Source organism: Thermosynechococcus sp. NK55a, assembly GCF_000505665.1.
Lineage (GTDB): Bacteria > Cyanobacteriota > Cyanobacteriia > Thermosynechococcales > Thermosynechococcaceae > Thermosynechococcus.
Genome location: NC_023033.1, coordinates 101729 through 123918, shown reverse-complemented (window position 1 = coordinate 123918; position 22190 = coordinate 101729). Strand labels below are relative to the sequence as shown.

Sequence of the window (22190 nt, the reverse complement as noted above, 5' to 3'; positions counted from 1 at the left end):
TTTTATTTAAGGGGAGTGACCTCATGGTAACCCGATTTGAGCCCTGGCGGGGCTTTTTGCTCTCCTCAGTCTGTGGGATACTGACCGCCCTCGCGATCGCCCCAGTGATGCTTGCCCAATCCCAACGACCCCCTGCCCCCGATCAACCTGTAGAAACTGTTGTGGCGGATCCCCTCCAGAGTTCCTTCCCGCTCCCTTGGAAATGGATTGAGGACGGCCACGCTGCCGCTGTAAAAGCCAAGAAACCCCTCCGCTTCACACAACAGACCCCCCAATATCTCTCTCCCGATGGCCGCTATGTAGCACAGGCCACCCTCTACTTTAGGGCTGATCCCGAGGCGCAACGGCAACAACTGGTGAGCGTTCTTGAAATTCGCGATCGCCAGAGCGGCAGCCAACAGCAGATTGAAAGTCTCAAGGAAATGCCGCCTGAATTTTTGGCAGAGGTGCCCCCAGGCCAAGGTCTGATTGCGGTGCTGGTTCCTGTCGGTTGGTCAGCAACGGGCAATCGTCTTTTGGTGCGACAGGTCGGTGGGCTCTTTGCCACGGATTTAATAAGCGACGGCGCATGGATTTGGCAGGCGGGGGTGGGTCATGTGGCCACAGTTTATCCTACCGCTGAGGAATACGACTTTGCCACCCTCCTCGGCTGGAGCACAACGGATCCGCAACGGGTGCTCTTTCAAACCCAAACAATGGGGAATCCCAAAGTTACGATTTGGGCAGTGGATACCCAAGGCAGCACCCAATTGGCCCAGGGCGATCGCCCCCGTGTCTATGGCACCACCCTACCCGCCACTGCTAATGCCCAGCGTCGGCCCTAGGTTTCCTTCCCTAGGGCAATTCAGGTATTGAGGGCAGTGGTATCCAAAATTCAAAGTGCCCCAGCGGGGAGCAGTTACCTCAATTGGCTCAGATAGCGATCGATGCAGCCAATCATCACCGCCGGGCACTCCAGCTGGGGCGTTAGTCCCACCTCTGGAATCACATCAAAGGCACGAATCGCCTCCCGGTTTAACTGTGCCAAGCGTTGACCTACCCTCAGAGGAGGGAGTTTTGCCTGCTCTCCCCAAACAATATAGGTCGGCACCGTCAAATGGGGCAAGAAGCGACTGAGATCGCAGCAGAGATCACCGCGCACAAAAGCCAGTGCCGCAAACTCTGCCCCCGGTGACTGTGCCACTTGGGTATAGGTGGCAACCATTTCGGGGCTGATGCGGCTAGGTCGGGCAAACTGCTGATGAGCCATAAAGGATTGCACACTCAGGGAATTGGCCACGCCAAGGCGATAAAAGACTATATCCACATAGGGTTGGCGTGCAATCTGGGCAAGGGGAGTTTGGCGGTAATCTTGGCCAAAATCACTCAAACCCGTTGGGCAGGTGAGAATGAGGCCACGGAAGCGTTGGGGATGGGCGATCGCCCCCTGGATGGCAAAGGCTGCCGTCAGTGAAGACGTGATCACCACCGCCGGTTCTGCCGTCAATTGGCCAAGGCACTCCAGCAAGTGATCCACATAGGCCGCCACCGTATAGGGTTGATCGCGATGCTCAGAGGCTCCCCAACCGGGCAAATCCAAAGCAAAAAGGGAATACTCGGCTGCAAAGGCTGGATAAACCGCCGACCACTCATAGCGGCTCGAGCCACCGCCAAAGCCATGCCAAAAAAATAGAGGCGGCCGGGCAGGGTTCGCCGGGCTGAAATCATTCGTCACGTAGGCCACCTCACCCATAGCCGTTGTGAGGGTGCGCGATCGCAAGCAGTCAAACATGGGGATTTCCTAAAGAGAAGAAACCTGCTATGATGATAAATCGCGCTGAATTAAACGGGTAGCAACGGGCTGCCCCGCCCCAATGGAGTGCCGCCGTGAGCAAGAGTACCGAAGGCGAAAAGCCCACTAGTGGCTTTAATCTAACCGAGTTTTTCCGCGAAACCAAGGAAGAACTCAGCAAAGTGGTGTGGCCCGATCGCCAACGCCTGATTGGCGAATCTGCCGCAGTCATTCTCATTGTTTCCCTTTCCGCTGCTGTCATCTACCTAGTGGATGAACTCTTTCGTTGGCTGGCCACACTGATTTTTTAGACAGCCAAAGATTTCTACGAGTACGCGCCTATGGTGAGTGAATTTACTGATCATTCTGATCTAAGCGATCCTCTTGACGATACCGTTGAAGTGTCCGAAGAGGAGCAAGCTGGTAAGGTCAAACGATTTTGGTATGCCGTCCAAGTCGCCTCTGGCTGCGAAAAAAAAGTGAAAAGCACCATCGAGCAGCGGCTCCATACGCTGGATGTGGCCGATCGCATCTTTCGCATTGAAATTCCCCAAACCCCGGTCATCAAAATCAAAAAAGATGGCTCGCGGCAAACCATTGAGGAAAAAGTTTTTCCCGGTTATGTGCTTGTCCAAGTACGGGCCCAGCAATCTCCCGAAACCGGCGAATGGCAAATTGATGATGAAGCTTGGCAGGTGATTAAAAACACCCCCAATGTGATTAACTTTGTCGGTGCCGAGCAGCGCCGCAGTACAGGCCGGGGACGCGGTCACGTCAAGCCTATGCCCCTGAGTCCAGCCGAAGTGGAGCGCATCTTCCGCAAAGCCCAAGAACAAGAACCGGTTCACCGCATTGATCTCAACAGTGGTGATAGGATCAAAGTTCTCAATGGTCCCTTTAAGGACTTTGAGGGAGAGGTCATTGAAGTCAGTGCTGAGCGCAGCAAACTGAAAGCATTACTCTCGATTTTTGGCCGCGAAACACCGGTCGAACTCGAAGTCACTCAAGTGGAAAAAGTAGATTAGGACGCGAACTTACTATGGCGAAAAAGGTCGTCGCAGTTATTAAACTTGCCATTCAAGCAGGTAAAGCCAACCCTGCTCCCCCCATTGGCCCAGCCCTTGGTCAGCACGGTGTGAACATCATGATGTTCTGCAAAGAGTACAATGCTCGCACCGCCGATCAAGTGGGGATGGTGGTTCCCGTTGAAATTTCAGTCTATGAAGATCGCAGTTTCACCTTTGTTCTCAAAACCCCACCCGCTTCCGTACTGATTCAAAAAGCCGCTGGCATTGAAAAGGGCTCCGGCGAACCCAACAAGAAAAAAGTGGGCAGCATCACCCGTGCCCAACTGCGGGAAATTGCTGAGAAGAAAATGCCAGATCTCAATGCCAACGATATTGAAGCGGCCATGCGGATTATCGAAGGCACGGCCCGCAATATGGGCGTGACCATTACCGACTAAAGCTTTCTGAGTGTGTTCCTATTGAGCCCTTTGTTGTGTTGGGGGAGAAACTTTGTTTCGTTGGTACCCCGTGGAGGTAAATTCTGATGCGTAAACTCTCGCGACGACTGCGCGAACTCTATGCCAAGGTGGAGGATCGTCCCTACGCTCCCCTTGAGGCCTTACAATTGCTCAAGGAAACGGCCACAGCCAAATTTCCTGAATCGGCCGAGGCCCACATCCGCTTGGGCATTGATCCGAAATATACAGATCAACAATTGCGTACTACCGTGGCGCTCCCTAAGGGCACCGGTCAAACCATTCGCGTGGCGGTGATTGCCCGTGGTGAAAAAGTGACCGAAGCCAGTGCCGCCGGTGCCGACCTTGTGGGCTCAGAGGAGCTGATTGACGAAATTCAAAAGGGGCGGATGGACTTTGACCTCCTCATTGCCACCCCCGATATGATGCCCCAAGTGGCCAAAGTGGGTCGGATTCTGGGTCCGCGGGGGCTCATGCCCTCCCCCAAGGCGGGTACGGTGACTTTTGACTTGCCCCAAGCAATTCAGGAGTTCAAAGCGGGGAAAGTGGAATTCCGCGCCGATCGCACCGGGATTGTCCATGTGCTCTTTGGCAAAGCCAGCTTCAGCGCCGAAGACCTGCTCGTTAACCTCAAGGCACTGCAAGAAAGCATTGACCGCAACCGCCCGAGTGGTGCCAAGGGGCGCTACTGGCGCAGTGTCTATGTGGCGGCGACAATGGGGCCGAGCATTCAGGTGGACATTAATGCTCTGCGGGAGCTAAAACTGGCCGAAGCCGTCTAAGGAGGACTTGCCTATTGCCCAATACTTGACAACTCAAGACTAAAACCGAAGACCGCAGGGGTCTGGCTGAGACATAATCTTCCTGCCGAGGTTTGCGAAGTCCATCCGTTGCGATTGGGCGATCGCCCCGGCACCACTGCTGGGGTTTTTCTTTCACTGACTAGAGGAGGTGATGCGCGTGGGACGCACGCTAGCAAACAAAAAGAAATTGTGGCGGAGCTCAAGGAACGCCTGAGGGAGTCACAAATGGCATTGGTGATTGACTACCAGGGTCTCACCGATGCCGAGATGAAGGATTTGCGGCAACGCTTGCGCAAGTGCAATGCCAGTTGCAAGGTTACGAAAAATACGCTGATGGAATTGGCGGTCAAAGAAAGTGACACTTGGCAACCCATGACCCAATTCCTCAAGGGACCGTCAGCGTTCCTCTTGGTCAAGGAGGACATTGGAGGCGCAATTAAGGCCTACCAAGAATTCCAGAAGGCCACAAAGAAAACCACCCTCCGCGGTGGGGTCATGGAGGGACGTGCCCTTGACGAAGCGCAAGTGAAGGCCATTGGTGATCTGCCCTCAAAAGAACAACTCATGGCCCAGATTGCCGGTGCCCTCAATGCCGTCACAGCGAAGATTGCCATTGGCATCAAGGAAGTTCCTGCTTCCTTGGCGCGGGCAACGCAGGCGATCGCCGACAAAGGTGCGGAATAGATCGATCCTGTTTTCGGTTTCCCTCGGGAAGCCACCTGTTCTTGTTTTCCAACTTTGAAACGATAGGAGTTTACAATGTCTGCTGCAACCGATGAAATTCTCGAAAAGTTGAAATCCTTGACCCTGTTGGAAGCGGCCGAGCTGGTCAAGCAAATTGAAGAGACCTTTGGCGTCAGTGCCGCTGCGCCCGTCGGTGGGATGATGGTGGCCGCGCCCGTCGCTGGTGCTGCGGCTGCTCCCGCAGAAGAAGTCGAAGAGAAAACCGCCTTTGATGTCATTCTTGAAGAAGTCCCCGCCGACAAGAAGATTGCTGTGCTCAAAGTGGTGCGCTCTTTGACGGGCTTGGGTCTCAAGGAAGCCAAGGAAGTGGTGGAATCCACACCCAAACCCGTGAAAGAAGGTGCTACCAAAGAAGACGCCGAAGCCGCCAAGAAAGAACTCGAGGAAGCCGGCGCCAAAGTCAGCATCAAGTAATCTTTGGTATCCATTTGTTTGCAGGGTGGTGTTCTGGCCACCCTTTTTTAGTATTTGGGGAATCTAGAGACCCATGACCTATATTCGTGCCATCTATACCGATGGTGCCTGTGAAGGCAATCCAGGACCGGGGGGTGGGGCGTGGTTATTTACTTTACCGATGGCTCTGTGCAGGAGCTTGGAGGACACCACCCGGCCACTACGAATAATCGCATGGAATTACAGGCTGCTATTGAAGCCCTCAAGGCATGGCACCAACTGGCGCCTGGGCGCGCGATCGCCCTTTACACCGACAGCGAGTATGTCCTCAAGGGAATTACTGAGTGGATCCACAACTGGAAACGGCGGGGCTGGAAAACAGCCGCCAAAAAGCCGGTTCTCAACCAAGACCTGTGGCAGGAGTTAGATGCCCTCAATGATCCCTTAGTCCAATGGCGCCATGTACGCGGCCATAGCGGCGATGTCGGGAATGAACGCTGCGATCTTATTGCCCGCAGTTTGAGTCGTGGGCAGCCAATTGCCCTAAGAACGCTGCCACCACCGTTGGGGTAATGTCGCGGGTGCGTTCAAAGACTGCACTGGCTCCCGCTGAGCGCAGGCGATCGCCATAGCGTCGCCGATCTTCGGGCTTGACATGGGGAGGAATCACTCCGAGGGCAATCCACGGCGTTGTTGCTTGTTCTTTGCGAGCATTGACAACGGTTTGCATATCCGCCACGGTATCCCCCACATAAAAGGCGGGAATCGTTTCTTGATCACTGGCCTGACGGTAGGCCATGCAGAGTCCTGTGGGGTCAGGCTTGCCGGGGGCATCTTCCATGGCGATCAACAGGGGCTGATCCAAACCCAAACGGTGTTTCAGGACATATTCTGCCGAGTCCCGCGTGGCACCACTGACAAACCCCCAGTGGATCTGGGCTTGATCGAGGCTCTGAAAATAGGCAACATCCACCAGTAGGGGCTCATCTTGAATATAGCCTGACCAATTTTCACCGCTATAGCGCTCTTCAAAAAAGATCACCAAGCGTTTGTAGTCCAAGGGCACTTGGGAACGGGGTTTTCCTTGACGTTCAAAGTAGCGATAAATGAGTTCGCGGGATCCTTCCCAGTCGTTATTCCAGCAGCCTTCCGCCTTGAGGTCGTCAATTTCCTTTTGACTGGGACGATAGGCACCCCCCGTAAAATGCTCAACGGTATCCGCTAGGGCACGGCGATAGGAACGACTGACGTCGCGAATCACCCCGTCAATATCAAAAAAGACACAGGCACAGGGGGTACTCAACTGTGGCTCTCCAGAAACTTGTATGCAGTTGGTCTGATTGGTTATTATAGAGGATGGTCTTTTGTGAAAAATCAGTTCTAGGAGGTTAGAGTTGTCCCGTTTTACCCTAAGAGTGCTTTGGTTAGAGAAAGACGTGGCGATCGCTGTCGATCAAATTGTTGGCAAAGGGACAAGCCCCCTCACCTCCTACTTCTTTTGGCCGCGCACCGACGCTTGGGAACTCCTCAAGGCGGAGTTAGAGAAGAAATCTTGGATTACGGAAGCCGAGCGCATTGAACTCCTCAACCGTGCCACCGAAATCATTAACTACTGGCAAGAGGAGGGCAAAGATCGTCCCGTCAGTGAGGCGCAAAAACGATTTAGTGATGTTAGTTTTGTAGGCACAGCCTAGGGTGCTCTTCATCCTAGGAGCAATTATTGCAACTTGAGGAGAAACAGAATGGGAGTCGTTTTGTACTTTGTCATTGTTGCTGGTGCGATCGCCCTGGCGACGATTTTGTTTCACACCCTACGTACCGTGAAGCTCATTTAGCTGCATCCTACCCTTTTGGTATCTCTGGATTGAAGTTCTGCATAGGGAGAGAAAATTCGTGTCCCACGCTGTCACCTTAATTCGCGGCGACGGTATTGGTCCTGAGGTTGCCGCTGCAGCTCGCACCGCCATTGATGCCACCGGCGTCAAAATTGACTGGGTAGTGGTGGATGCCGGCGTGGATATGATGGAACGCTACGGTACTCCCTTGCCCGAACAGGTTCTCGAGGCCATCAAAAGTACGAAAACTGCCATCAAAGGCCCGATTACCACCCCCGTGGGTACAGGCTTTCGTTCTGTCAATGTCGAGATCCGCAAGCGGCTCAATCTGTATGCGAACCTACGGCCTGCTAAATCCATTGTGGGGGTGAAAAGCTATTTTCAAAACATTGACCTCGTCATTGTTCGCGAGAATACCGAAGACCTCTACGCCGGGATTGAGTTTGAATACACCAGTCCCGCAGCAGCTAAAGCCCGCGCCTTTTTAAGTGATCTATCGGGCAAGCCAATTCGGGAGGATGCAGCCATTGGTGTCAAGCCCATTTCCGTCCTAGGGAGCGATCGCATCCTTGAGTTTGCCTTCAAATATGCCAAGGCCAACGGCCGCAAGAAAGTGACAGCTGTTCACAAGGCCAACATCATGAAATTTACCGATGGCCTCTTCCTTGAGCGCGCCCGCGAAATTGCCACCCGCTACCCCGATATTGCCTTTGAAGATCGCATCGTCGATAACATGTGCATGCAGTTGATGCAGAAACCCGAACTCTACGATGTGATGGTGATGCCAAACCTCTACGGCGATATTCTTTCAGACCTTTGTGCAGGGATGATTGGCGGTCTGGGGGTGGCTCCCGGCGCCAATATTGGCGATGAATATGCGGTTTTTGAGGCGATTCACGGTTCAGCCCCCAAATACGCGGGTCAAAACAAAGCCAATCCCACGGCCTTGATTCTCTCAGGGGTATTGATGCTGCAACACCTGGGTGAAATGGAGGCAGCCCAGCGTCTGCAAGGGGCTGTGGCAAAAGTAATTGCTGAGGGGCGCTTTGTCACCTATGATTTGGCGGCGCCAGGCAAAGAACCCGTAGGCACCCAAGAGATGGCTGCTGCGATTGCCGAGTACGCCGCCCCCTAACCCACCAGCAGATTTTCCTCGGGATATTGAACGTTAGAAGGCTGGGGATCACCGATAATTGCCGCCATCAGTAGCAGGATACCCACCCGGCCGGCATACATTGTTACAATCAAGACTAACTTAGAAAAGATGCTTAGATCACTGGTAATACCGGTGGAAAGCCCAACGGTGGCAAAGGCAGAAACAGTTTCAAAGAGGATATTGATGAAATTCTCTTCCGGGTCAGCGATCGCAATCAGGGTGGTTGAAACCAGCACCGTAAACATTGAGCCAAAGGCGACGGCGACGGCTTTCATGATGAGGGAGGGGGGCACTTGACGGCGGTAGAGCAGTACCACCTCTTTCCCTTGGAGCGCCGACTTGGTAATCCCTGCCAGAATCCGTAACGTAGTTGTTTTAATGCCCCCTGCCGTGCCACCGGGGCTGCCGCCAATAAACATCAGGGCAATCATAATAAATAGCCCGCTATTATTGAATTCCCCAATGTTGACCGTATTAAAGCCCGCTGTGCGCGCTGTAACCGACTGAAACCACGCCAAGAGGAGCTTCTGATCCCAGGAAAAAAGACCAAATCGCTCGGGCGATCGCATCTCCGTCAGGAAGAGCATGACTGTTCCCAAAATTAGGAGAATCACTGTTGTACTTGTCACAATTTTGAAATTGAGGCTAAACGTCATCTGGCTGGCTTTGCGGATCAAGTAGGCGGGTTTGCCCCAGTAGCGCAGATGCTCCCGCAGCCAAAGGTAGAACTCAAAGATGACCTCATAGCCAATACCACCAAAAATAATCAGTAGGGAAATCACCAAATTCAAGGGCACTGAGGTTTGATACCCCATTAAACTGTTGCTAAAGAGGCTAAACCCGGCATTATTCCAAGCACTGATACTGTGAAACACCGCAAGCCACAGGGCCTGTGGCTCCCTAAAGTCTTGGCGAAAAATTAGCCACAGCAAAAAGGCACCCGTCAATTCAAAGAGAAAGGTCAAGCCCAAAATCGAGCGCACCAGTTGCCGTGCCCCCTGGATGCCCCGCCGATCCAAGGCCTGCTGGACCGCTATTTTTTGCCGTAGGTTAAACTTGCGCCCTAGTAAAATAATCAAAAACGTCGTGGCCGTCATGTACCCCAGACCGCCCACTTGAATCAGCAGCAGAATCACCAGTTGGCCAAAGGGGGAAAAATGGGTGGCCGTATCAACAATGATGTGACCTGTCACACAAACCGCTGAGGTGGCTGTAAATAGGGCAATAACGAAGGGATTCCAATGCCCATTACTGGTGGACCAAGGCAGACACAGTAGGAGCGTCCCCACCATAATCACTGCTAAAAATCCAAGGCAAATTGTCCGTGGAACCGTCAACATCAATGAATGCGTATCCAAAAGCCCTGAGGCTAATCTATCGCAGGATTGTATGGGCAACAATCTTCTAGGTTGACAGTTCCCAATCGGGATGACAGGATTTGAACCTGCGACCCTCTGCTCCCAAAGCAGATGCGCTACCAAGCTGCGCTACATCCCGGCAGTTAATTTCTATCGTACCACTGAATTCTCAGCACAATAGGACAGGGACCCTTAGAATCAAGAAAGGAGTTTTTCATTTTGTTAAGGTTGCCCTCGCTGGTATGACCGACGTCCCCGTTTCCCACATTCGCAATTTCTCGATCATTGCCCACATTGATCACGGCAAATCGACCCTTGCCGATCGCCTGCTGCAATTTACGGGCACGGTGGATCCCCGTGAAATGAAGGAACAGTTTCTCGACAATATGGAACTGGAGCGGGAGCGGGGAATTACGATTAAGCTGCAGGCCGCCCGCATGACCTACACCAGTCGCGATGGCGAAACGTACATCTTGAATTTGATTGACACCCCCGGCCACGTGGATTTTTCCTATGAGGTGTCGCGATCGCTGGCGGCCTGTGAGGGGGCGCTGTTGGTAGTGGATGCCTCCCAAGGGGTAGAAGCGCAAACACTGGCCAATGTCTATCTGGCGTTGGAGCACAATCTAGAGATTATTCCTGTTCTCAATAAAATTGATCTGCCGGGAGCTGAACCCGATCGCGTGAAGGCGGAAATTGAAGAGATTATTGGCCTCGACTGCTCCCAAGCAGTTCTAGCCTCTGCTAAGGAAGGGATTGGCATTGAGGAGATTCTGGAATCCATTGTGCATTTGGTACCACCCCCGCGCGATACGGTGGACCAACCCCTGCGGGCGCTGATTTTTGATAGCTACTACGATGCCTACCGCGGGGTGATTGTCTATTTTCGCGTCATGGATGGCGTGGTCCGCAAGGGCGATCGCATTCGCTTGATGGCCTCCGGCAAAGAGTACGAAATTGATGAACTAGGTGTGCTTGCCCCCAACCAAAAACCTGTGGAGAGTCTCCATGCCGGGGAAGTCGGCTACCTCGCCGCCGCCATTAAGGCGGTTGGCGATGCCCGTGTCGGCGACACGATTACATTGGCACAAAACCCGGCCAAGGACGCCCTCCCCGGCTACGCCGAAGCCAAACCGATGGTCTTTTGTGGCCTATTTCCCACGGATGCGGATCAGTTTGAGGATCTGCGGGAGGCCCTGGAGAAATTAAAACTCAATGATGCCTCACTCCACTACGAGCCGGAAACCTCCAGTGCCATGGGTTTTGGGTTCCGCTGTGGCTTTTTGGGGCTGCTGCACATGGAAATTATCCAAGAGCGGCTAGAGCGGGAATACAATCTGGATTTAATCATTACCGCTCCTTCGGTGGTTTATCGCGTCACCACGATCAAAGGGGAAGTGCTGATGATTGATAACCCCAGCCTCCTGCCGGAACCCCAATACCGCGAAAAAATTGAGGAACCCTACGTGCAACTGGAGATGATTACCCCCGAAACCTATGTAGGCACCCTCATGGAATTGGCACAGTCGCGCCGGGGCGTCTTTAAGGATATGCGCTACCTCACCCAAGGGCGTACCACCTTGGTTTATGAAATGCCCTTGGCGGAAATTGTGACGGACTTTTTCGATGAAATGAAGTCGCGATCGCGGGGCTATGCCAGTATGGAGTATCACCTCATTGGCTACCGTGCCAACGACTTAGTGAAACTGGATATCCTTATCAATAACGACCCTGTGGATTCCCTAGCGGCCATTGTCCACCGCGATAAGGCCTACTATGTGGGGCGAGCCTTGGTTAGCAAACTCAAGGATCTAATCCCACGCCACCAGTTCAAAATTCCCATTCAAGCGGCCATTGGTTCGCGGGTAATTGCCAGTGAAAGCATTCCCGCCCTGCGCAAGGATGTCTTGGCCAAGTGCTACGGCGGCGACGTGACCCGCAAACGCAAGCTCCTAGAAAAACAAAAAGCGGGTAAAAAACGAATGAAGGCAATCGGGCGGGTGGATGTGCCCCAAGAGGCCTTTATGGCGGTGTTGCGACTCAAAAATGAATAGGAGGCTCAGGATGTCTCAACGATCATCGGGCAAATGGGTGGCGATCGCCACCGGTGCTATTTCCCTACTGTTGGGAATTGGCTACTTGGTGTTAGTACAGCTTTTGGATTGGCGCGGCGATTGGCAGCCAGCTCCCTTGGGAGTCCTGCGATTGCTCTTGCCTTAGAACTTTTAGATAACCGGGGACAGTTCACTGTGAATGGTAAATCGCACATGGTTGAGGGCTAAATCTCCGAGGCGTAGCCCGCGATCGCGATAATTGGTGGTCTCAAAGCGAATGCCTTTGCCCACTTCCACGTGGTACCAAGGCAGTGCCATAAAGAACCGCGTTGGGTAGGGACCGCGCTCTACCACATCATCGGGATTAGACTCCATGGGCAGCCAGCCCACCCCCGGCACATAAAACTCCAACCAGACATGGTTGTAGGTGGGCTGGAGGGGAATACCGCGCTTTTGAGGATGGGGGGGACATTTATAGCGACCCACCGTACGGCAGGCAATGCCGTTCAATCGTGCTAAGGCCAGCAGCACACCCACGTACTCGCCACAGGACCCAGTTCCCCGCTTCAAAACCACATCGGGCGTGTCAATAGTGGGGCGCATAGCATAGCTGAGGCGATCGTACACATAGTTACGAATCTTGAGCATCTTGCGCAGGATATGGGTCTCTGTGCCCACGGCTTCCCGTGCCGCCTCTCGGACAATGGGTTGATCCATTGCCAACTCATCGTTATCCACCAGATACTGCGCTGCAAATTCCGGCGGCAGCGGTAGCGTCTCGTCAATGTCGTCAAAGCCAAGATGGTACTTTATACCTCTCACTTCTAGCCAAGCCCGCCAACCAAAAAGGCGGGCTTCATAGGGACGCACCTCAGGAAAATCAAACACCGCCACCTGCTGATCCACCACCGTTTCCAAGCGAAAGGGGGTACCCACGGGTTCGACCCGCAGTAGTTTTTGGCGTAGGGAATTGGCCGGCAGCGCAATCCGCCATTCTAGGTTATCTAGGTGCAGCGCATCGAGGGGAGACATTTCCTCTACGTAGGCCATCTCAATCAGATAGCCATTGGAGACCGTGTAATGCTCCTCCCGATGGGTGTGGTAGAGCAGCGGATGAATCAGGCAAATATCGCGATAATCAATTTCGAGGGGGGCTGCGCGGTTGTTGGGGTTATCCCGCAGATAGGGTTCTTCACCGCCATAGGCCACCCACAACTGGCCCGTCGCATCAAAGGTGAAAGCCGTTGGCTGGGCAAAGGGGGTCAAGGCCACCCATTCAACACCGCCACTCTGGCGATCGAGACAATAGATGGATTGCTCTAGGCGATCGCTCACCCACAAATAGCCATCCTTGAGGGCTAAATTTTCACAGCCAATGCCCGGGGCACTGAGGCGATACTGCTCTCGACCGGTCTCATCAAAACAGTGGATGTAACCGGATTTTTGACAGGCTACATAGATGCCTGTGTCATCCACCGCCACACCGTAAATGGGATAGCGGCACTCCAGCACCTTTTCTACGTGCCAGTCAGGGAGATGACAACGATAGAGCCATGTGTCCCGACAAAACCAGAGGGTCTCGCGATAGAGACAGAGGCCATGGGCATCAAGAAATGGCTCTAGATCGTAGGGATTGAGAATCTCGCTGTGGTCGTTTTCGCCGTTAATGAGCAAAATAAAGCCCCGCACCCGATCCAAGGCCAAAAAGTTGGCGCCAAGGGTTGCTTGGCAAAAGGGTAAACGGGGCAATTGACGTAACCACAGGGCTTGGGGATTGACCCATGCCAAACCGGAGAGTTGGTAAGCACCTAGGGGATAAATAGTGCGCCAATTGTGATCCAGGGCTCGGGAGTTGAGGGAGTCTCCATAACCCTGTGCCGGTATATCTGGCATAGGCAGCAAATACCCTACTCAACCGCCTGGGGCAATAGCTCACGCCGAGGTTGAGCTTGGATCTTCACTTGACCGGATTCATCCACATCAATGAGGGCAGTGTCACCTTCGCGGATGCGGCCAGAGAGCATTTCCTCAGCCAAGGTGTCCTCCAAAAGGCGCATAATTGCCCGCCGCAGGGGCCGGGCTCCATAGCTGGGGTTGTAGCCCTCATCAATGAGCCGTTCCTTGAAGCGTTCAGTCACCTCCAAGGTAATGCCTTTTTCTGTGAGGCGCGAGAACACTTCCTTGAGGAGAATGTCGGCAATTTGCTTGACTTCGTCCTTCGTCAATTGACGGAAGACAATAATCTCATCAAGGCGGTTGAGGAATTCAGGGCGGAAGTATTGCTTCAGTTCCTCATTCACCAAGGAGCGAATGCGATTGTATTGGGATTCAGCCGCATCCTCAGTGCCAAACTCAAAGCCAAGGCCAGCCGCCCCCTTCTCAATCACCTTCGAGCCAATGTTCGAGGTCATGATCAAGAGGGTATTCTTGAAGTCAACGGTACGCCCCTTGGAGTCAGTCAGACGGCCATCCTCCAGGATTTGCAGCAGTAGGTTAAAGACATCGGGGTGAGCTTTCTCGATTTCATCGAAGAGCACCACCGTATAGGGACGCCGCCGCACGGCTTCGGTGAGCTGACCGCCCTCGTTGTAGCCAACATAGCCGGGGGGCGAACCGATGAGCTTGGAGACGGTATGCCGCTCCATGTATTCGGACATATCCAAGCGGATCATCGCCTCTTCAGAGCCAAAGAAGTAGGCCGCCAAGGCTTTCGTTAACTCGGTTTTACCGACACCGGTTGGCCCAGAGAAGATAAAGCTGGCAATTGGACGATTGGGATTTTTGAGACCGACACGGGCACGGCGAATGGCGCGGGAGATCGCTTTTACTGCTTCATCTTGGCCAATGACCCGCTGGTGCAAGGTCTCCTCCATGTGCAGCAGTTTTTCCGACTCGCTTTCGGTGAGCTTGCTAACGGGCACGCCCGTCCAAGAGGCCACAATGTGGGCAATGTCCTCTTCGGTGACGACGGGGGTTTCCTCTTCACCGTTGGCGATTTCGGCTTTTTTCTGCTGGGCAATGGCGCGGATTTGCGCTTTTAGTTCCATCTCGCGATCGCGCAGTTCACCCGCTTTGTCAAAGTTTTGGGCCCGCACGGCATCGTCTTTTTCTTTGAGCACCTGCCGCAATTCGCGATCCAGTTCCTTGGCCGCAGGCGGTAGTTGCGAGTTAATCAGGCGCACCCGTGAGCCCGCTTCGTCAATGAGGTCAATGGCTTTGTCGGGTAGATAGCGATCGCTAATGTAGCGATCGGACAGCTTCGCTGCCGCCTCAAGGGCTTCATCGGAAATTTTCAGTTTGTGGTGCTTCTCATAGCGTTCCCGCAGGCCGTAGAGAATCTCAATGGTTTCCTCAACGGAGGGCTCACCCACCATTACCGGTTGGAAGCGCCGCTCCAAGGCAGCATCCCGCTCAATGTGTTTGCGGTACTCATCCAAAGTAGTGGCCCCAATGCACTGCAACTCACCGCGCGCCAGGGCGGGTTTGAGGATATTTGCTGCATCAATGGCACCCTCAGCCGCCCCAGCCCCAATTAACGTGTGCACCTCGTCAATCACTAAGATCACGTTACCGGCTTGGCGGATTTCATCCATGATCTTTTTCAGCCGCTCTTCAAATTCACCCCGGTACTTCGTGCCTGCCACCAAAAGACCGATATCGAGGGTGACCACCCGCTTGTCTTCAAGAATGTCGGGGACATCTTTGTTGGCAATGCGCTGGGCAAGGCCTTCAGCAATCGCGGTTTTACCCACCCCCGGTTCACCGATCAGCACGGGGTTATTTTTGGTGCGACGACCCAGAATTTGAATCACCCGCTCAATTTCTTTTTGCCGACCCACCACGGGATCTAGCTTGCCCTCAATAGCCATCTGGGTGAGGTTTGCACCAAATTCGTCCAGCGTCGGCGTTTTGGTACGTCCTTGGCTAGCCCCAGCGGTCACTTCTGCGGTTTCACCCAGCATCCGAATCACTTGAGTGCGCACTTTCGAGAGATCAACACCCAAATTTTCAAGGACGCGGGCGGCAACCCCTTCCCCTTCGCGAATCAGTCCCAACAGGAGGTGTTCGGTACCAATGTAGTTGTGACCCAGTTGGCGGGCTTCTTCAAGGGAGAGTTCTAACACTCGCTTGGCACGGGGGGTAAAGGGAATCTCCACGGCGACAAAACCAGACCCGCGGCCAATAATTTTTTCCACTTCGATGCGGGCATCCTTGAGGTTCACGCCCATGGAACGTAGAACCTTGGCAGCCACACCGGTACCTTCACCAATCAGTCCGAGGAGAATTTGTTCGGTACCGACAAAGTTGTGGCCGAGGCGGCGAGCCTCTTCCTGTGCCAGCATGATGACTTTAATGGCTTTTTCTGTAAAGCGTTCAAACATGACCCTTCCCCTAATGGCTCCTGCGTGCTGGTAACACTCATCTTAACACGTCCACTTTGGCGTGTTTTTGTATGCCAATTTACAGCCCTTTTTCCAAAATATGGACCCGACTCAGAACCGTCAAATCCACTCTTAAACAGGATCAACGTCCCTTGACCTACCCTATGGCATAGCCCAGATACAGGGCTGTACTCTTACTATACTCTTACTATAGATGTTGACTTATTTTTTGCAGGTGTGGTTGCCCGTATTTTAATTGAGATTTTGTGGGCTGTCCTGCGGCAATATTCCATTGATGAATTGGTCAGCCTCCCTAGGCTCAAAAGGCGATAGACTACACTTGCTGATGCCCAAATTTTCCACAATGGCTAATTTTTCCCAGTTTTTCGCCGTTGAACCCTCCCAGCGTGCCCTGATTTTCGACATGGATGGGGTCATCTGCCATACGATGCCCTATCACCTGGAGGCTTGGCGCGTCTATGTGGATCGCACCCCTGAACTGCGGCAGCACATCAACCTAGAACACCTGCGGCATATGGGGGGCAAACGCAATGCGGAACTCTTGCCAGAACTTCTAGGGCGATCGCTGAGCGAAGCGGAAATAGAGCGTTGGGGCGCGGGGAAAGAGGCGGTCTTTCGGGAACTGCTAGCACCCCATTTGGAACTGTTGCCGGGGTTATTGCCCTTTCTCAAAAGTGCCAAGGAAAAAGGCTACCGCTTGGGCTTGGGCACCTCCGCCTGTGCCGCCAATGTGGAATTGGTGCTCTCCTGTGAAGGGGTGGGTTACTTTTTCGATACGGTGGTGATGGAGCAGGATGTGCAGCGGGGCAAGCCCGATCCAGAATGCTATCTACTGGTGGCGGAGCGGTTACAGGTGGTGCCGCAGCATTGTCTTGTCTTTGAGGATGCCGTGGCGGGCGTTATGGCAGCGGTGCGGGCAGGGATGCTCTGCTGGGGAGTGTTGACAACGCAATCGGCAATGACCCTTCAAGCCGCAGGGGCAGAGGTCTGTATTGAGGACTTTACCGATCCACGCCTTCAACGGCTATTGTCCTAGGGAATTTTCGGCGATCATGGGTACTGGCGCGTTAGGAATCCACCACATTGGGCGTTGATCTGCGCAGTTATGTCTATCTCGATTCGATCCAACCGCAACACGCGGCCTATTTGGGAACCGTGGCCCAGGGGTTTTTGCCGTTGCCGGGGGACTGCTCCCTTTGGGTGGAGATTTCACCGGGGATTGATGTGAACCGCCTTTTGGATATTGCCCTGAAGTCTGCGGTGGTGCGGCCGGGAGTCTTATTCATCGAGCGACTCTACGGACTACTGGAGGTGCATTCGGGCAATCAGGGGGAAGTGCGGGCAGCAGGACAGGCCATTTTAGATGCCATTGGCGCTCGGGTCCAGGATTGCTTGCGGCCACGGGTGATTTCGAGTCAAGTGATTCGCAACATTGATGCCCACCACACCCAACTGATTAACCGCTCCCGCCGGGGCAACATGATCCTGGCAGGACAAACCCTCTATGTCTTTGAGGTGGAACCGGCAGCCTATGCGGCACTGGCAGCGAATGAGGCTGAAAAGGCAGCACTGATTAATATTTTGCAGATTTCCGCTGTGGGCAGCTTTGGTCGTCTCTTTTTGGGGGGGGCAGAGCGGGATATTCTGGCGGCGGAACGGGCAGTCTTGGCCGCCATGGAACGCTTACCGGGGCGCGATAGTTTTAGCGATCGCCGGGAGTAGCTGCTGCATGGGCCTTTAACTTTCTCTGAAGGTCTTCGATAAAAGGACAAGGGGGACTGTCCTGCAGTTGATAAAACCCTCGCCAATTAAAGTTTTGCCAGTGAAAGGGAGCTTGCTGGGCAGCCGCTAGCCACAGGAGGCGCTTGGCACGGGTCATGGCGACGTAGAGCAGGCGATATTCCTCGGCGGTTTTGGCGGCTGTGGCTTTTTTGTAGGCAGTTTGCCAGTTGGGCAGTGGCTGGTTATGGCCGTAGGCCCGCAGTTGCGATCGCACCACGTCTATAAAATCCACGTCAGAACTGAGGAACTTAGCATTGGCAGCAACCCAACTCTTACCGGGGAGGGTTGTTTCCTCTAAAAAAGGGACAAAAACCGCATCCCAATCCAGACCCTTGGCGCGATGCATCGTCATAATGGTCACCTGACCCGATCGCACTAAGCGGCTATGGAGATCTTCCATCTCCACCGCTTGAAAGCGATCCGCTGCCACCAATTCTTGCCAACGGGGATAGATACGCTCCCACAGTTGCGTTGGTTCCTGCTGGGTCAATTCCCAGATCAGGCGATCGGCAGTGGCCAATTCAGCGGCGTCATAGCCCAATTCCTGAGCGCAGTAGGTGATCAAGGGAAATAGAGACAGCTCTAGGCGGGCTTTGAGGAGGCGTTGGCAGTGTTGGCGTGCCTTGAGCACCGGTTCCTCGGCAGGGGGGTCTAAAGGACCGGGGTAGAGGAAGACCTCTGGCTGAGCTGCCAAGCGATCCAAATTTTGGGGTGGAATGCGTTTGCGCTCCTGAAGCACCGTTAGGGCTGCCTTGACCGCTGCGGGAGAATAGGGACAGTGGAGAAAGTAGAGAATGTCCAGCAATTCCTTGGGCACCTGCGATCGCCGTTCGATGCCGGCCACATCCAGCAGCGGAATTCCTTGCGCCCAAAGGTCAATATCAAGGTTGAAGTCAGTGGGCGATCGCAAGACATCGGCAACAAATTCAGCCTGGCGGTTAGTGCGCACCAGCACCGCCACTGAAGCCTCTGGATGCGCCGCCAACACCTGAGAAATGCGCTGCGCCAGATGTTTAACCGTCTCAACAACCGTTGGCGGTCGGACAATTTCTACCCCTTGTCCCCAGGGGGGTGGGTTGGCCCCCGGTTCCAAACTCGGCGGCGACACACACTGAATGGCTTGGTCACGGAAGGGGGGTTCTTGATCTTTGAGTGCCCAATTCGCCCATCGCACCAAATAGTTAGCGACGCGAATGATCAAAGGGGTGGATCGCCCCGCTTGGGTCATTTCATAGAAAGCCCCCTTCTGGGCACACTCGTTACAAAATTCATTGAAAAATAGGGGATCGGCAGCCGTAAAGGTGGAGTTAATGGCTTGGTTCGGATCCCCCACCCGCACAAAATGAACTTGTCCGGTGGTGGGGTCCTCGGCTAAAAGCCGCAGTAACCGCGATTGCAGGGGGGTTGAGTCTTGAGCTTCATCCTCAAAGACGGCATACACTCGCTGTTGCCATTCGTGGCGGTACTGGCGATCGCCCTCTAGGAGTTGAACAGCTGCCAAAATCATTTCATCGTAGTCAATTTGCCCCCGCTGCGCCAGATGGTTCTGGTACAGTTCCAAAAGGTCGGCACCAATCTCTAAAAAAGGGTAGGGTCCTGCTTCGGCTGCACCTTGGGAGCACAACTGCTGGGACAACTGCCGCAGATCATGGGGCATCAAAGCCATACTGCGGGCACTGCCAATAACGGTCTGCGCCAACTTCACCAAGATGTCGGTCAACAGTGCACTTTTGCGGCCATCGTGTTCAACGTCGCTCAGGGGACTGGTATCGCAGCCTCGGATGAGTTGCTCGAGGATATCGGGGTGCGATCGCGCCCACTCCTTGACACAGGTGACACAGAGGCGTCGCTGCTCATGCTCACTCATTAAGTTTTCACCCCTCAAACGCAGACCCGCTGTGGGGTGGCTGGTGGCAATTTTCAAGGCCAAACTGTGGAGGGTCTGCACACTAAAACCATTGCGGGGCAGCCCCATTTCCCGTAGGTACTTGCGGATGCGCACCTTGATATTGGCGGCAGCCGAACGACTGTAGGTGACTACCACCAGTTGCCGCTGTTGATGGAGCTTTTCCCGAGCGATGGCGATCGCTGCCCCTACCGCCATGCCGTGGGATTTGCCCGCTCCCGGCACTGCCGCGACGGCCAGCATTCCCCCTTGCCATTCACTGATTTCCCGTTGACCCGGACGTAGTGTCCCTAGGAGGTGAGTCACCGTGGGGGAGAGTGGCAACAAGTTCATAGGAAAACCATTAGGAGAGCAAAAGATTTATTAAAAAACTGGCGTTTACCGGATGAATACCGAAAAATCGTATAATAGAATACAGAAAGTTAGGGACAGGTTGTTCCTTCAGATAGACCACCTAAACGCTTAAAGACAAGTCAATAAGACGCACCGAGGAGCCTTGATTTAATTATGCAACTAATCTATCGCGGCGCTAAATACGAAACTTCTGAGCAGCACATTCCCCTTATTGAATCAGGGGCCAAGGGTCTCTACCGAGGCGCCCAATGGGTGGGGCAGAAGGCGGCTGAAACTGTTCCTCAACCCAATCATGTTCTCTGCTGGCGGGGGGTGACCTACCAAACCAACCGGGAGCCAGCGGCCACAACCGCTCCAAGGGTGAGTGCTGCCCCTTCTGTACTGCCGCAGCGTAAGCGCGAGTCCTGGGTCGAAGCCCATCGCCATGCGATTCTGAAAACCCTGGAGCGGCGGCTGCAAGTGGCCCGGAGTCAGGGCAACAAAGAGCTCATCAGGCTGCTAGAAGAAGAGTGGCAGCAATTTGCCTAAGGTTTGGATCACCGAAACCCAAACGGTGGTGCCGTTGGTCACAGCGGCACTTTTTATTTTTTAACTGTTTTGTTTTTTATGGGTGATCCTCCTTCCCCTGGCGAAAGGCTGCTGCTTGGGCAAAGGCCGCCGTCGCCCGCTCGCGATCGCCCAAGGCTTCATAGGCATGCCCCAATTGTTCGGCGGCAATTTCCCGCACATAACCCAAAGGAAAAATCATCTGTTTGCTGTAGCTATTGGTGCGCCCCAGTTCAAGGCAATACTGAAAGTAGGCCGTTGCCCCCAAAGGAAATCCCAAGGTCATCAGCCAGCGACCGGCCAAATCATTGAGGGGAGGATAGGTGGGAAACCAAGCCAAACCTTGCTGACACAGCAGTTGCAAGGTATCGTGATCCCCTGTGGCCAAGAGGCGCCGTCCCAGTTGATTGAGCATTTCCGGCAGGGCACCGGGGGCATTCTCAGGCAGTTGGCCGCTGAGGAGGTGAGGCAGTAGGCGGTCAAAGAGTTCCTGGTAGCAGTTCTCCGCTCCGGCAGGATTATTCACCGCCTGGTACATATCTGCCAAGGCAAAAAGGAGATTCAAAGGCAGACCTTCGCTGGCACGGATGCGCTCCAAAATCGGGATGTTGCGATCGCGCATCTTGGCCTGAATTTGGGCAGGTTGATAGCCATAGTGATCAATGCGCAGGGTTTCCAGAGTACCAATGGTCAGGGATGCTGTGGCTGTGGAAACCAACTGCTCATGGAAGCGCCCCTGATAGCGCAGTGTTGGCAAATTGCGAAAGAGCCGCACAATGGCAAAGTCCGAAAATTGCTCCCCCGTGCCGATTTCCCGCCGTAGGAGTTGGTAGGCGGTGAAGGTACTGCCCTCCAATTGCTGTCCGAGGGGCACAGGCGGCTCCTGCAATGTCACGAGCACCTCATCGGCATCCATCACTAAAATCCAATCGCCCGTCGCCTGTTCTAGGGAGTAATTACGAGCGGCGGCAAAATCATCCTGCCAAGGAAAAGTAAAGATGCGCTCCGTAAACTGGCGAGCGATCGCCGGCGTCTCATCCCTGGAGCCAGTGTCCACAACAACAATTTCATCCACCCAGGGCTGAACACTGCCCAGACAGCGTGCCAAATGGGCAGCTTCATCTTTGACAATCAGACAGGCAGAAACCCGCACCATCTACAGGAGCTTTTCAAATTGTTGACGCAGGCGATTCAGCTCACTTTCGGAGAACTCACTCTCCGCAGCGGGCGGCACGCGATTTTCCAGTTCCCAGTCGGTTTCTTCAACATTGCGTTCGGGGGGCGCCAAGAAGAGACGCTCAGCCTCGTTTGTCGGCACAAATCCCTCGGGAACCAAGTGACAGCTATAGCCTGAGGATTCACAAAAGTCCTCAACCTCCTTGGCATCAATGGGAACGACGCTGGGGGGATGAAAATCCTGTGCCTCTAGGAGCATGGCGTAGCGATTGGCATCGTCTTCGCTTTCAAACATCAGAATAAGGTTGCGATCGCCCAGTTGCAGAGAATGAATGCCCTCATTTTCAGTCCCGGGATTATAGAGCAACACGTAAACGCGCATGATGCCTCGCCAATGAAATCTCAACAGCGATTATAACGATTTTA

General features: G+C 53.9%; 21 protein-coding genes, 1 tRNA gene, 2 pseudogenes and 1 other annotated feature. Of the genes and pseudogenes, 15 read left to right on the top strand and 9 right to left on the bottom strand.

Annotation, left to right across the window (positions count from 1 at the left end):
- The first annotated feature begins 23 nt into the window (after positions 1-23).
- Positions 24-824 carry a hypothetical protein gene (locus NK55_RS00595; protein WP_024123926.1) on the top strand — a complete coding sequence of 267 codons (801 nt, stop codon included), beginning with the start codon at positions 24-26 and terminating at the stop codon, positions 822-824.
- A 74-nt stretch (positions 825-898) separates the two neighbouring features.
- On the opposite strand, the gene NK55_RS00590 is transcribed toward NK55_RS00595, so the two are convergent.
- A complete protein-coding gene (locus tag NK55_RS00590; protein WP_024123925.1) occupies positions 899-1771 on the bottom strand; it encodes an alpha/beta fold hydrolase in 873 nt (290 codons plus the stop codon).
- A gap of 95 nt (positions 1772-1866) precedes the next feature.
- Here NK55_RS00590 and secE point away from each other — a divergent pair, with 95 nt between their 5' ends.
- The 7 genes and pseudogenes from secE to rnhA all read left to right on the top strand — a co-directional run bounded on the left by secE (position 1867) and on the right by rnhA (position 5767).
- On the top strand, positions 1867-2082 hold the full coding sequence (gene secE / locus NK55_RS00585; RefSeq protein WP_024123924.1) for a preprotein translocase subunit SecE: 216 nt from the start codon (positions 1867-1869) through the stop codon (positions 2080-2082).
- Between the two features lie 30 nt (positions 2083-2112).
- Positions 2113-2796: a transcription termination/antitermination protein NusG gene (nusG, locus tag NK55_RS00580; RefSeq protein WP_024123923.1), complete on the top strand. Its 684-nt coding sequence runs from the start codon at positions 2113-2115 to the stop codon at positions 2794-2796.
- 14 nt (positions 2797-2810) lie between these two features.
- Positions 2811-3236 (top strand): 50S ribosomal protein L11, encoded by a 426-nt coding sequence (gene rplK / locus NK55_RS00575; RefSeq protein WP_011056150.1) that lies wholly within the window; start codon positions 2811-2813, stop codon positions 3234-3236.
- 83 nt (positions 3237-3319) lie between these two features.
- The gene (rplA, locus tag NK55_RS00570) at positions 3320-4036 is read left to right on the top strand and encodes a 50S ribosomal protein L1 (protein ID WP_041428853.1); all 717 of its coding nucleotides are present in this window, start codon (positions 3320-3322) and stop codon (positions 4034-4036) included.
- Between the two features lie 27 nt (positions 4037-4063).
- Positions 4064-4196: a sequence feature (ribosomal protein L10 leader region), on the top strand.
- Between the two features lie 18 nt (positions 4197-4214).
- Positions 4215-4741 (top strand): annotated as a pseudogene (rplJ, locus tag NK55_RS00565) (50S ribosomal protein L10).
- 75 nt (positions 4742-4816) lie between these two features.
- Entirely contained in the window at positions 4817-5215 is a 399-nt protein-coding gene (gene rplL / locus NK55_RS00560) for a 50S ribosomal protein L7/L12 (RefSeq protein ID WP_024123920.1), read from the top strand.
- 73 nt (positions 5216-5288) lie between these two features.
- A pseudogene (gene rnhA / locus NK55_RS00555) lies at positions 5289-5767 on the top strand (ribonuclease HI).
- On the opposite strand, the gene NK55_RS00550 reads toward rnhA, so the two are convergent.
- The gene (locus NK55_RS00550; protein WP_024123919.1) at positions 5700-6497 is read right to left on the bottom strand and encodes a TIGR01548 family HAD-type hydrolase; all 798 of its coding nucleotides are present in this window, start codon (positions 6495-6497) and stop codon (positions 5700-5702) included. The pseudogene rnhA and the gene NK55_RS00550 overlap by 68 nt on opposite strands.
- Positions 6498-6588: 91 nt before the next feature.
- On the opposite strand from NK55_RS00550, the gene NK55_RS00545 reads away from it, so the two are divergent.
- Together NK55_RS00545 and NK55_RS00540 are read left to right on the top strand one after the other, a co-directional pair.
- On the top strand, positions 6589-6888 hold the full coding sequence (locus NK55_RS00545) for a 30S ribosomal protein PSRP-3 (protein WP_024123918.1): 300 nt from the start codon (positions 6589-6591) through the stop codon (positions 6886-6888).
- Between the two features lie 199 nt (positions 6889-7087).
- Positions 7088-8164: an isocitrate/isopropylmalate dehydrogenase family protein gene (locus NK55_RS00540; protein WP_024123917.1), complete on the top strand. Its 1077-nt coding sequence runs from the start codon at positions 7088-7090 to the stop codon at positions 8162-8164.
- On the opposite strand, the gene NK55_RS00535 is transcribed toward NK55_RS00540, so the two are convergent.
- Both NK55_RS00535 and NK55_RS00530 read right to left on the bottom strand, forming a co-directional pair.
- Positions 8161-9525 carry a TrkH family potassium uptake protein gene (locus NK55_RS00535; RefSeq protein WP_024123916.1) on the bottom strand — a complete coding sequence of 455 codons (1365 nt, stop codon included), beginning with the start codon at positions 9523-9525 and terminating at the stop codon, positions 8161-8163. The genes NK55_RS00540 and NK55_RS00535 overlap by 4 nt on opposite strands.
- A gap of 83 nt (positions 9526-9608) precedes the next feature.
- Positions 9609-9682 (bottom strand) — tRNA-Pro (locus NK55_RS00530).
- A gap of 103 nt (positions 9683-9785) precedes the next feature.
- Between NK55_RS00530 and lepA the strand changes: the two genes are divergently transcribed.
- On the top strand, positions 9786-11597 hold the full coding sequence (gene lepA / locus NK55_RS00525; protein ID WP_024123915.1) for a translation elongation factor 4: 1812 nt from the start codon (positions 9786-9788) through the stop codon (positions 11595-11597).
- Positions 11598-11607: 10 nt separating this feature from the next.
- Complete coding sequence (locus NK55_RS13635; protein ID WP_024123914.1) at positions 11608-11763, top strand: hypothetical protein; 156 nt, start codon at positions 11608-11610, stop codon at positions 11761-11763.
- A gap of 5 nt (positions 11764-11768) precedes the next feature.
- Here NK55_RS13635 and NK55_RS00515 read toward each other — a convergent pair whose 3' ends face one another.
- Positions 11769-13490 carry a transglutaminase domain-containing protein gene (locus NK55_RS00515; RefSeq protein ID WP_024123913.1) on the bottom strand — a complete coding sequence of 574 codons (1722 nt, stop codon included), beginning with the start codon at positions 13488-13490 and terminating at the stop codon, positions 11769-11771.
- A 14-nt stretch (positions 13491-13504) separates the two neighbouring features.
- Positions 13505-15979 carry an ATP-dependent Clp protease ATP-binding subunit gene (locus NK55_RS00510; protein WP_024123912.1) on the bottom strand — a complete coding sequence of 825 codons (2475 nt, stop codon included), beginning with the start codon at positions 15977-15979 and terminating at the stop codon, positions 13505-13507.
- A gap of 346 nt (positions 15980-16325) precedes the next feature.
- On the opposite strand from NK55_RS00510, the gene NK55_RS00505 reads away from it, so the two are divergent.
- Both NK55_RS00505 and NK55_RS00500 read left to right on the top strand, forming a co-directional pair.
- On the top strand, positions 16326-17036 hold the full coding sequence (locus NK55_RS00505) for an HAD family phosphatase (protein ID WP_051372867.1): 711 nt from the start codon (positions 16326-16328) through the stop codon (positions 17034-17036).
- A gap of 47 nt (positions 17037-17083) precedes the next feature.
- Positions 17084-17722, top strand: a complete 639-nt coding sequence (locus NK55_RS00500) for a carboxysome structural protein (RefSeq protein ID WP_024123910.1) — start codon at positions 17084-17086, stop codon at positions 17720-17722.
- On the opposite strand, the gene NK55_RS00495 is transcribed toward NK55_RS00500, so the two are convergent.
- Complete coding sequence (locus NK55_RS00495) at positions 17703-20021, bottom strand: ATP-dependent helicase (RefSeq protein WP_024123909.1); 2319 nt, start codon at positions 20019-20021, stop codon at positions 17703-17705. The genes NK55_RS00500 and NK55_RS00495 overlap by 20 nt on opposite strands.
- A 174-nt stretch (positions 20022-20195) precedes the next feature.
- Between NK55_RS00495 and NK55_RS00490 the strand changes: the two genes are divergently transcribed.
- Positions 20196-20570, top strand: a complete 375-nt coding sequence (locus NK55_RS00490; protein WP_024123908.1) for a DUF4278 domain-containing protein — start codon at positions 20196-20198, stop codon at positions 20568-20570.
- A gap of 76 nt (positions 20571-20646) precedes the next feature.
- Here the strand turns inward: NK55_RS00490 and NK55_RS12215 are convergent, their stop codons facing one another.
- Both NK55_RS12215 and NK55_RS00480 read right to left on the bottom strand, forming a co-directional pair.
- A complete protein-coding gene (locus tag NK55_RS12215) occupies positions 20647-21744 on the bottom strand; it encodes a glycosyltransferase family 2 protein (RefSeq protein WP_024123907.1) in 1098 nt (365 codons plus the stop codon).
- Positions 21745-22146 (bottom strand): DUF3110 domain-containing protein, encoded by a 402-nt coding sequence (locus tag NK55_RS00480; RefSeq protein WP_041428848.1) that lies wholly within the window; start codon positions 22144-22146, stop codon positions 21745-21747.
- Between the last annotated feature and the right edge of the window lie 44 nt (positions 22147-22190).

Excerpts from the sequence above, each read along its gene's own strand:
- rplK (WP_011056150.1), top strand. The coding sequence starts at position 2,811 with ATGGCGAAAAAGGTCGTCGCAGTTATTAAACTTGCCATTCAAGCAGGT.
- NK55_RS00590 (WP_024123925.1), bottom strand. The coding sequence starts at position 1,771 with ATGTTTGACTGCTTGCGATCGCGCACCCTCACAACGGCTATGGGTGAG.
- NK55_RS00595 (WP_024123926.1), top strand. The coding sequence starts at position 24 with ATGGTAACCCGATTTGAGCCCTGGCGGGGCTTTTTGCTCTCCTCAGTC.
- lepA (WP_024123915.1), top strand. The coding sequence starts at position 9,786 with ATGACCGACGTCCCCGTTTCCCACATTCGCAATTTCTCGATCATTGCC.
- NK55_RS00480 (WP_041428848.1), bottom strand. The coding sequence starts at position 22,146 with ATGCGCGTTTACGTGTTGCTCTATAATCCCGGGACTGAAAATGAGGGC.
- rplL (WP_024123920.1), top strand. The coding sequence starts at position 4,817 with ATGTCTGCTGCAACCGATGAAATTCTCGAAAAGTTGAAATCCTTGACC.
- NK55_RS00535 (WP_024123916.1), bottom strand. The coding sequence starts at position 9,525 with ATGTTGACGGTTCCACGGACAATTTGCCTTGGATTTTTAGCAGTGATT.
- NK55_RS00490 (WP_024123908.1), top strand. The coding sequence starts at position 20,196 with ATGCAACTAATCTATCGCGGCGCTAAATACGAAACTTCTGAGCAGCAC.
- NK55_RS12215 (WP_024123907.1), bottom strand. The coding sequence starts at position 21,744 with ATGGTGCGGGTTTCTGCCTGTCTGATTGTCAAAGATGAAGCTGCCCAT.
- NK55_RS00495 (WP_024123909.1), bottom strand. The coding sequence starts at position 20,021 with ATGAACTTGTTGCCACTCTCCCCCACGGTGACTCACCTCCTAGGGACA.
- NK55_RS00510 (WP_024123912.1), bottom strand. The coding sequence starts at position 15,979 with ATGTTTGAACGCTTTACAGAAAAAGCCATTAAAGTCATCATGCTGGCA.
- NK55_RS00515 (WP_024123913.1), bottom strand. The coding sequence starts at position 13,490 with ATGCCAGATATACCGGCACAGGGTTATGGAGACTCCCTCAACTCCCGA.
- NK55_RS00505 (WP_051372867.1), top strand. The coding sequence starts at position 16,326 with ATGCCCAAATTTTCCACAATGGCTAATTTTTCCCAGTTTTTCGCCGTT.
- NK55_RS13635 (WP_024123914.1), top strand. The coding sequence starts at position 11,608 with ATGTCTCAACGATCATCGGGCAAATGGGTGGCGATCGCCACCGGTGCT.
- nusG (WP_024123923.1), top strand. The coding sequence starts at position 2,113 with ATGGTGAGTGAATTTACTGATCATTCTGATCTAAGCGATCCTCTTGAC.